Annotated in this window: 9 protein-coding genes; 2 read left to right on the plus strand and 7 right to left on the minus strand. The window is 44.2% G+C overall.

Translation table 11 applies throughout. From position 1 onward, the window contains the following. Nucleotides 1–68 precede the first annotated feature (68 nt). Nucleotides 69–560 (minus strand): T9SS type A sorting domain-containing protein, encoded by a 492-nt coding sequence (locus Q0688_RS02985; protein WP_299073035.1) that lies wholly within the window; start codon nt 558–560, stop codon nt 69–71. Here Q0688_RS02985 and Q0688_RS02990 point away from each other — a divergent pair. Further along, nucleotides 553–795, plus strand: coding sequence for a ribbon-helix-helix domain-containing protein (locus tag Q0688_RS02990; RefSeq protein ID WP_299073037.1), 243 nt, complete (start codon nt 553–555; stop codon nt 793–795). The genes Q0688_RS02985 and Q0688_RS02990 overlap by 8 nt on opposite strands. A 342-nt stretch (nt 796–1,137) precedes the next feature. Here Q0688_RS02990 and Q0688_RS02995 read toward each other — a convergent pair whose 3' ends face one another. The 5 genes from Q0688_RS02995 to Q0688_RS03015 form a co-directional block, all read right to left on the minus strand. Then, nucleotides 1,138–2,532 (minus strand): hypothetical protein, encoded by a 1,395-nt coding sequence (locus Q0688_RS02995; protein ID WP_299073039.1) that lies wholly within the window; start codon nt 2,530–2,532, stop codon nt 1,138–1,140. Next, on the minus strand, nt 2,529–2,738 hold the full coding sequence (locus Q0688_RS03000) for a hypothetical protein (protein ID WP_299073041.1): 210 nt from the start codon (nt 2,736–2,738) through the stop codon (nt 2,529–2,531). The genes Q0688_RS02995 and Q0688_RS03000 overlap by 4 nt, the downstream gene beginning before the upstream one ends. 146 nt (nt 2,739–2,884) lie before the next feature. Beyond that, complete coding sequence (locus Q0688_RS03005) at nt 2,885–3,667, minus strand: replication initiation protein (protein WP_367179776.1); 783 nt, start codon at nt 3,665–3,667, stop codon at nt 2,885–2,887. Nucleotides 3,668–4,139: 472 nt separating this feature from the next. Next, on the minus strand, nt 4,140–4,373 hold the full coding sequence (locus tag Q0688_RS03010; protein WP_299073043.1) for a hypothetical protein: 234 nt from the start codon (nt 4,371–4,373) through the stop codon (nt 4,140–4,142). A gap of 2,104 nt (nt 4,374–6,477) precedes the next feature. Next, nucleotides 6,478–6,654, minus strand: coding sequence for a hypothetical protein (locus tag Q0688_RS03015; RefSeq protein ID WP_299073045.1), 177 nt, complete (start codon nt 6,652–6,654; stop codon nt 6,478–6,480). A 140-nt stretch (nt 6,655–6,794) separates the two neighbouring features. Between Q0688_RS03015 and Q0688_RS03020 the strand changes: the two genes are divergently transcribed. After that, complete coding sequence (locus Q0688_RS03020; protein ID WP_299073047.1) at nt 6,795–7,328, plus strand: hypothetical protein; 534 nt, start codon at nt 6,795–6,797, stop codon at nt 7,326–7,328. Between the two features lie 233 nt (nt 7,329–7,561). Here Q0688_RS03020 and Q0688_RS03025 read toward each other — a convergent pair whose 3' ends face one another. Next, on the minus strand, nt 7,562–8,125 hold the full coding sequence (locus Q0688_RS03025) for a recombinase family protein (protein WP_299073050.1): 564 nt from the start codon (nt 8,123–8,125) through the stop codon (nt 7,562–7,564). Nucleotides 8,126–8,321 lie beyond the last annotated feature (196 nt).

The following is an 8,321-nucleotide window of genomic DNA, read 5'->3' on the forward strand; positions in this document are numbered from 1 at the left end:
TTGCTTTTTCATTGTTGTTTGAATTAAAGAAAAAGAAGTTTTCTGATAGATTTTTTTAATAATATTAGTTACTTCACATAACATTTTAGAACTTTAGTAGTTAAAGTATCTTTTTTAAATACAATAAAATATAATCCTTTAGGTAAGCCAGAAACGTCTAGTTTGTTCTTTTTTATTCTTGAATTCGTTTGAATTTTTCTTCCTGAAAAGTCATACAACTCAATGAAGTTATAATTCTCTGAATTTGCATTTTTAAACTCTACAACTTTTGATGATGGGTTAGGTACTAATAAAATATTTTCTGCTTTTTGCTTTAAAGTTTCTATAGAAAGTAAGTCTGTAATTTCTTTGATACTAAAGTCAGCAAATCTTACAATTTCGTCTTGTAAATCTTGCGAATTATTTAAACTTCTATAAATTCCCCATTTTGGTCTGGCAAATTCAGCACCATCTTGCCAGGTATCTAATGGACTATTTGTATAATTAAATATTACTTCGTTAGTTGCTATTTTTTTTATTTCAATAGAAAATTTAATATTAAGGTGATATTTAATGGCCATTACGAAACCGAAGAAAAAAGACACCACCACGGCAACGCAGGACGTTGATGATTTTATAGCAGGAGCACCGGACAGCAAGACATCCGTAAAAGGTGTTAGAAAGGGTAACAAGCAACAGATCAGCCTTACAATAACTCCCGACCTTTTAGAGAAGGTCGATGCACTAGCTAGTAAAATGGGACAGTCTCGGGCAGCGGTAATCAATATGGCAATTTATCAGGCCGTAGAGGACTAGTTAGCCTTCGATTTATCTGACCCAGGTTATTCCTTCTGTAAGTGTGCTGCCGCAAATTTGAATCAAAGTTGTTTAGTTGAATGCGTTTAGGAAATGAGGAAATCATCACCCTTGTGAGAGGACAGTGGTGTCTGACTTCCTCATTTTCTAAACCGTTTACACCGAGTAGTGTGCAATTATTTTTAGTGATGTACTCGGCATCGCTCTACCCCTAGAGCTGAGAACCAATATCCTACTTTTCCAATGAACAGAGCATGAACTCCACGGATAATGTGTTGGCAGAATTGAATGCGATGCCAAAACTCCTCAGGATCAATTGGTTGATCCTGAGGGTAAACCGGCCTAGGCCAGATGATCCTGAACAGTGTAAACGTGCCCACAGAGTGATTTGACCCTTCCCTTGCTCTGCCCCAGTTGGCCCGCTTGAATCAGTTCCAGTTTGTGACAGGCTGGGCATCGGGCCCGAATATCTCCTCCCTGCTCTACCGCTGATTGATTATCAGCATTCAGCACGTACTGAGCGACCACTTTACCGCTGGTTCCATACTCTGGGTTGATCCGAAGAACGCCTTCATGGTTTAGCTGCTCAAGAATGGCAACGGCCTTCTGTTGCCGTGCTGCGTCATCCACAAAACGCACTTTCAGAGCAATCAGTTTTTTCTTCACTGGGGCCTGAGTTGGCTTCAGTGCCTTACTCATGATGGCGGCTTTAATTGCGTCATAGTGGGCGATTGAATAGTCCACCCTTTCGGCACCTTGAATGTCTGTAGTTAGTGAACGTTCACTAACTACAGAAAGGGCCTCCGAGCTTGAATCTAAGCGGTTAGGGGGCGTTTGAGCGGTGTTTATTGGTGCACTTGTCGTCGCCGCTGATTCGAGGGTTGAGGGGAGGGGCTTGGACTGAACTTTTTCCCGCAATAAAAACCGGCTAAGTGGGTTTCCCATGGGGGTAAATTCATGGGTCATGGCTTTGAAATCAGAGCCATCAGACTGCCAGTCATGGTTTACCTTGGCTCTTAGACTAAAGGCCGGCAGGGCCACCAGTGGGTTAACGAATACCGCTGAAAATGCACTGGTGAACATCGCACCCAAACTACAGACCAAAGAGAAGAGGGCAATCGTAAAGCGTTGGCCCGTCGAACCCGTTTCAAAGGTCTCTACGGGTTTCTTCAGTCGGTTAGCGGCTTGCGCTTGGGTAATCGAAATGAGCGCATCCTGAAAGTGCTTCTCCGCCTCCAGCTTGGCAATGGCTCTCGATGGGGCATCCTGAATCAGCTCGGCCCGAGCTAACAGTGAGTCCCGCTCAAACCGTGCCGATTGGCGCAAGTTGCTGAAGCTGCTTTCAGTCAGATTATACGAGGCGGATTGTGTATCACGCTTATCGGCATCGGCTGTCTGACTATTGATGCCTGCAGTGACAGCCATAGACAAAATGGCTAGCGCCAGCAAGCTCTGAATCAGAGTACTCATTGAAAACCCCGTCAGCCGGTAACTCACGATCAATCCCTTGCCGACAGGCACTTCTAAGCAGGCAATCCCAATACCAACCAGACATAACAGCCCGACAAACAACACACTGGTCTCTGGCGTTGTGAGTTTTGAGATAAGGAAGTTAGAAAGGTGATAACAGTTGATCGCCACCAGCGACGCGGTAATAAACAGGAGGCCATATTCCATGTGCCTAGATGCACCCACCTGATGCCCTGCAATCGTTTGATTTCGGAAAGAAGTACTCATGACAACTTCCTCCGGCTAATGGCGTATAGCTCAACGAACCCTTCACGGCCCATAAAGTGTAAAAACACTTCCCAGCCGTAGGCTCGCTGATCCCGAATATAGATGTCGCGGGCTTGTTGTGAGTCAAAGGTCATTGACTCGATGGGTAAAGACTGTGCATTTTGAGTGCGCACAGACGGAATTACCTGATACTCTGTATCGTGCATTTTTCGATCCTCTAATGATCGTTAAGTGAAGTCCTTCCCGTTCTGTTGGTAGCAGGCGGGTAGGGCGCTATCGTTGATTGTTAATGGGTAATGCTATCTCCTTGTCGTTACTCTAAAATTAGATATCAGGCAGAGAATGTTAATAACTATTTACCTGCCTTTTCTTTACGATCCTTGGCTAATCGCTCTCTAGCTGTCTTATAACTTTCGCCAGGTTTAGCGTGCTTTTCAATGAAGCTGTCATCCAGTGCGAATAGCTCGTGCTGGTGCTCAACAGGGTACTTAAACTCTAGCCCTGTAACCTTTCTCCCTGTTTTAATTGGAGACCAAGTGATACAAAGACCATCTTTTTTCTTAATTTCTTTGATAGCTATTTCTAGGACTTTCGTTCGTATTAATCCGAAGTCTTGTTGGTACGTTTTTGGGGTTTCCATCGCATGATTGAATTTATCAAGGGATATTTTCAAGTAACCAGTAGATTTAAACTGCATAACCAGTTCAAATAATCGCCAGGCATATTTTGATTGCAATGCTCCTGCTCTGCTTAGCTTATAGCTAGTAAACTGCTTCTCTAATGCAAAAAGCATCGGAGCTAACTTATACCAAAAGTGAAGAGTGACAGCTCCTTCAGACTCTATGTAATCCGCTTGAGCAACCCACTGCATACGGGTTTCAGTTTGTTTTCCATTTTCTAAATGATGGAAACGAATATACCTATTCATTAAGTGCTCAGCGGCTTCACGAGTAACCTTATATGCAGACTTATGATCTATACCAAACTCTGAAACCATCTCTAAAACGCTAATAGTTGAGACCATATTTCCTGGGAGGGCAGGTTTAGTACTATCGAGCTTAGATACGGCAAGCATCAATAACCGTTTTTCTTGCAATGAGAGTCCGTGAGCTGCACGGACTAATTCATTAGCCATGCTCACCTGCTTATTACTTAAGCCTTCGCGCGAAATAACCACAAACTCTACCTCTTAATTTAATAGTAGAATAACAGGGTCAGTACTTTTTTTCTACCATTAAATATAAGAGTAGAACTAACCGGAAAAAAGGTAGGGATAGACCGGAAAAAAGGTAGAGTTAGAATTTACTACCGGTTTCACATTGTCCAGCCAACCCTTACCGCGCTTCGACATAAACCCCTCAGTTACCAACCCAGCCAACCGCAAAGTAGTTTTAGGGGCTAGCCCCTCTTGCCCGATATCGGGCAATTCACCCCAGGATACAAGCTAGAAGATTACAGTAGGTTGATTGGTGCTTCGTAGTGACTACAGGCGCGGAGTGGCCTTGGAAGTGGTGCTTTTGGTGATTTTAAAGGCGTCAGGCAGCCCGTTTCAAGTGTTGAGCATGGGTATCCATAGCCTGCGCTGATATAGAGCCTTATACGGCATTCTAGGCGGTTTTATGATGGTCACTTTTTTTAGCCTTCCGGACACGATGTAAGCAATTAGCGAAAGTGGCATACGGCATTGGGATGACCGTGTTGATGGCTTCGTGCAGGATCGGAAGCTTGAACCCCTGTTTGTGCGTGGACTCAATAACGGGCAGCAACTCCGCGATCAGAGAAATCTTGGTCCGTTGTTCGGGGTAAGTTAGAGCGGCAAGTGATTCTTTGAGCGCATCCATACGTGAGTAATCTCCTTAACAGCAGGGGCCTATAATCGACAAGAGCCTAACTGTTAATTATAGGCCGCTAAAATGCAATTATTTTGCAACCATTACCCGTGGAAGTTGGCATTTTGTTAACGGTTAGTTAACTAATTGCCACTGAAACGCAATGGATTTGCCACTTTTTAGTTGGCAACTGGCGGTGTGAGCGGCGCATTAGCCGGAGTCCGGTTAATGCGCCGCGGGGTTGACGTGCTCGGTACGTCACTGTTGCATTTAGACAGTGACGTACCGCTGGGAATCAGTATCCAGCTTACTTAGAGCGCTATTTTTAGCCGTGATGGGGCAGTGACAGGCTAACAAAACCTGATATAATCAGTCGCGAAAACGGTTTCAAACCAGCTACGCATTACGGTAGTTGGCAAAGGTTCGACAGCATGATGTAACCGGACCGGATGCTTGGAAACGAGCGTTTCATGCCGCTTCATACCGAAGATCGATAGATCTAGTTTGTAGACATTAAGTGCTTAGCCGCACTATTTTCGTAATCAACGCCGAGAACGCGACACATCGCTAAGGCTTATTTCATCAATCCAACAGGAGAAATACAGGCAAAATAAACCGTAAGACACTGTTAATGCAGTCAATGTATTAACTGGCTTCAATGCTTCACCTTACCCTCACTTTATCGCTCAGGCTTGCCCTGGCGACTTCAACGGACTAATCCTCTCTTGATGGTGATTAACACTTATCCATAGATTCGGATAGCCATATCCATAAGGTGTATTGTCGGTTTAATTGAGTCTGAGTTGGTTATTACGTCGATGACGGTACGCGACCTGATCCGCGCTGGTGAGTATCCTAGCGAGGTACTGATTCATTGAGTCAGGAGGGCGCTAATAAGTCCTGCCCGTTATTTGTCATCGTGATGAGTATCGTTGTGTTTGTGGTTCAACCAGTAGGCAAAGCTGATAAGTCCTATCAGCACCAGCCCTAAAATTCTAAAGCAGTCATCTCTCCTCCTTGTTATGCCTATAGTGAATTAAACATTAGAGGGATAGATCAGGCCTTAACCGGGTCAACAGGCTTACCGGATATACTTTGGCTGTAGTGTGGCATGTTTAAAGCTGTAGCACTCGACGGTACAGAAGAAGCAACCATTCACTGCCCTAAAATGCTGACGCGCTTCAATAAGCGCTTCTTGACACGTCAGGAACGCCCCTAAGAATATCCGATGATCGCCTGCTGGAAGACAGCTGCACTCAAATGTGTGAATATCATGAGCACCCTCCAACTGTTTGTTTTTGTCAACAAAATAAAGATTCATACAAGCAGTTCAAAATAATCATAAACGTCATGGTGTGCAAATACTGCCCTATATTTATACCATACCCAGCTAACAGTAGAAATTAGAATGAATGTGTACTTTGTAAATAAAACTTGCCAGTCCAACGGTCGCCGTGAAATACATCAAGCTAACTGTAACTACCTTCCGCCACCTGGCCATCGAATTTACCTCGGTACATTTAGCACCTGCCAACAGGCTATTGCTGAAGCTAAAAAGCATTATGACAAGGTTAATGGTTGCTATTTTTGTTCTGTATTGTGTCATGCCAAGTAGTCGTTATCATGGCGAAAAAACTACGTCCTTGAACCTATTAGTAAGCATTAATAGAATTATCTCTAATATGAACGCCAGCTGAATGACGTCTTTAGTGACCTATGCTAGAGTGAGTGAAGATAACCCCAAGAGACTACGACTAGCCCCCCTTGTCTCTGTCTAAAACACGGTGCTTTAGCCCCGAGAGCCGTGTGAAAAATCGTAGCGAATTGCCAAGACGTCTACGAGAGTGTCGAGAATCACCAGCTTTCCACTAGCCTGGTCTCAAGCACTACTAAGCCATCGCAGGGACGCGATGGCTTTTCTTTGAGTAGGATAAAATCAATCTAAATTAGCTATTTTTCTCTAAATGGATTTAAAAGTAGTTAACCGCACCTGGTAGTGAGGGTAGGGTTCCATTTGTCGGGTTATACCTATAAATGCAGTCGGATAATTGATAGAGCCATAGTGCAGCCCTGAAAACGCCTCGGTTAATGGCTGCAAATCGCATTCAATACACGGTCACGGTTGCGATACCTTTTTATCGCGCTTCAGTTGATCACCCGAATGACCAAAACGGGCTTTGGTTAATTGGCGAGCTTCAATCATTGCTTGCTGGGTTTCAGCATTCGGTTCCTGCGGGGCATCAGATTTTTTTGAAGCAGTATCGGCCCCACTCTGAATATTGGTTGTCGTCATTGCGGGTAGTCTTCGTTGTAAATCAAAAAAAGGCGTGATTTCTGAATAATCCTAACAACGGATAGATAGGACTTTTACTGATTCATCACCACAGAAGCTTACGTATAATCAACAGATCAATGCAATGAGAGTGCTAACAGTTGAAATGGAAGTCATTTAGTTTTGAAGGTGTAGAGTTTGCGCTCGATCATGTTCACCCCTTCGAGTGGGCGTTTACGGCTCCTGCTGCCGCAAAGCGTCCCGAACGAACCTACAAGATACAAGTCATGTTTAGTATGCACACTTTCACTAGAGGTTTGCAGGATGGTGAGCATGTCCCCGATCTGCTATACCGCGACTCTCGAGAAGTCAGGGCATTTGATTTTGTGCGCTATGAGTTATCCAAAAGGCTGCCCGAGATTGTCACCTTGTTAGGAGAGAGACGTTGTTATCACACGCATCATGGTAACTTTTTTACTCTGGAAATAATCAATGCGGAGGGTCAACCGAGTGACTATGAGATCTATTTCAAAGTGTCAAAATCCAGTCAGAAAGGCTGGCTAAATCTATTCATTGAAAGCGCTTATGTCAGGGATGCCGAGTATCAGACGTCTCAACCAAAAAAACGCAAAATTGGTTTCCAGGTGATTGCATATAATATTATGCATGGGAAAAAGCTAAATCCCGGACAATAGAAAGGCTCCCCGTAGGGAGCCTTTTAAACTGGGCTTCTTGGTTATATCCAGACCCGCTGGAAACCTGTAAACAGGTGAGAGTACCGCACCGCCGAAGCGATCCCGTTCATACGATAGTAATATAATACTAAGCCGTTACTCCCTTGCTTACCAGTTAAACTTGGTTAAAACCGGTTATTCAGCAGATCTTGGCTGCGCCTTCATTGTCATTAGCATCTTCAGTCGATTGAAAATCAGATGGCTTGCTTGGTCTTGTTAATGACGTTGTAAACGCTAGCTACTGAGATGCCGACATGCTCCGCTATCCCAACTTTAGTGAGTCCCTGATCCACTAGCGACAAAATCTCAGCGGCCTTGTTCTGAGCGGTTGGTTTGCGACCCGTGTATTTTCCTTTGGCTTTAGCTGCTGCAATTCCTTCGAGTTGTCGCTCTTTTCGAATATTCGTTTCAAATTCAGCAAAGGTGGCTAGCATGCCGAGAAAAGCCCGACCGTGTGGGGTACTGGTATCGATACGCTGATCCAATACCAACAAACTGATGTGGCGTTGTTCCAGATCATGAATCAAATTGTGCAAGTCACGTGCGGATCGTGCCAGACGATCAATTTTGGTGATTACGAGTGTGTCGCCTTCCCGCAAATAATCCAGACACTCCGCTAAGGCGGTACGGTGCTTGGTGCTGGTGCCAGATTCCTTTTCAGAGAACACTTTTTTGCAGTGGGCGGCAGTCACTCTTTCCAGCTGTGTGGTGGTGTCCTGATCTAATGATGAAACTCTGACGTATCCGACTAAGGCCATGTTGATATTACAAATAGGGTTTAGAGGTTTTTATAATACCCTCTAAAAACTGCAAATATAACCCTATTTAGACTTGTTTCGGGTAACCACAAACCCTCTAAATAGGGTGAACTCTAAATGTAGAGGTATGGAATAGATACAGGGTACTTTGACCTATTTTGAGGTTCGTTGATTACTGAATGCTACTTGTCAAGAT

Origin of the sequence: uncultured Paraglaciecola sp. (genome assembly GCF_937123705.1) — a bacterium.
Classification (GTDB): Bacteria; Pseudomonadota; Gammaproteobacteria; order Enterobacterales; family Alteromonadaceae; genus Paraglaciecola.

What these genes read in the sequence shown, in the direction of transcription:
- Q0688_RS02990 (WP_299073037.1), top strand. Translation starts at nt 553, where the DNA reads ATGGCCATTACGAAACCGAAGAAAAAAGACACCACCACGGCAACGCAG.
- Q0688_RS02985 (WP_299073035.1), bottom strand. Translation starts at nt 560, where the DNA reads ATGGCCATTAAATATCACCTTAATATTAAATTTTCTATTGAAATAAAA.
- Q0688_RS02995 (WP_299073039.1), bottom strand. Translation starts at nt 2,532, where the DNA reads ATGAGTACTTCTTTCCGAAATCAAACGATTGCAGGGCATCAGGTGGGT.
- Q0688_RS03000 (WP_299073041.1), bottom strand. Translation starts at nt 2,738, where the DNA reads ATGCACGATACAGAGTATCAGGTAATTCCGTCTGTGCGCACTCAAAAT.
- Q0688_RS03005 (WP_367179776.1), bottom strand. Translation starts at nt 3,667, where the DNA reads ATGGCTAATGAATTAGTCCGTGCAGCTCACGGACTCTCATTGCAAGAA.
- Q0688_RS03010 (WP_299073043.1), bottom strand. Translation starts at nt 4,373, where the DNA reads ATGGATGCGCTCAAAGAATCACTTGCCGCTCTAACTTACCCCGAACAA.
- Q0688_RS03015 (WP_299073045.1), bottom strand. Translation starts at nt 6,654, where the DNA reads ATGACGACAACCAATATTCAGAGTGGGGCCGATACTGCTTCAAAAAAA.
- Q0688_RS03025 (WP_299073050.1), bottom strand. Translation starts at nt 8,125, where the DNA reads ATGGCCTTAGTCGGATACGTCAGAGTTTCATCATTAGATCAGGACACC.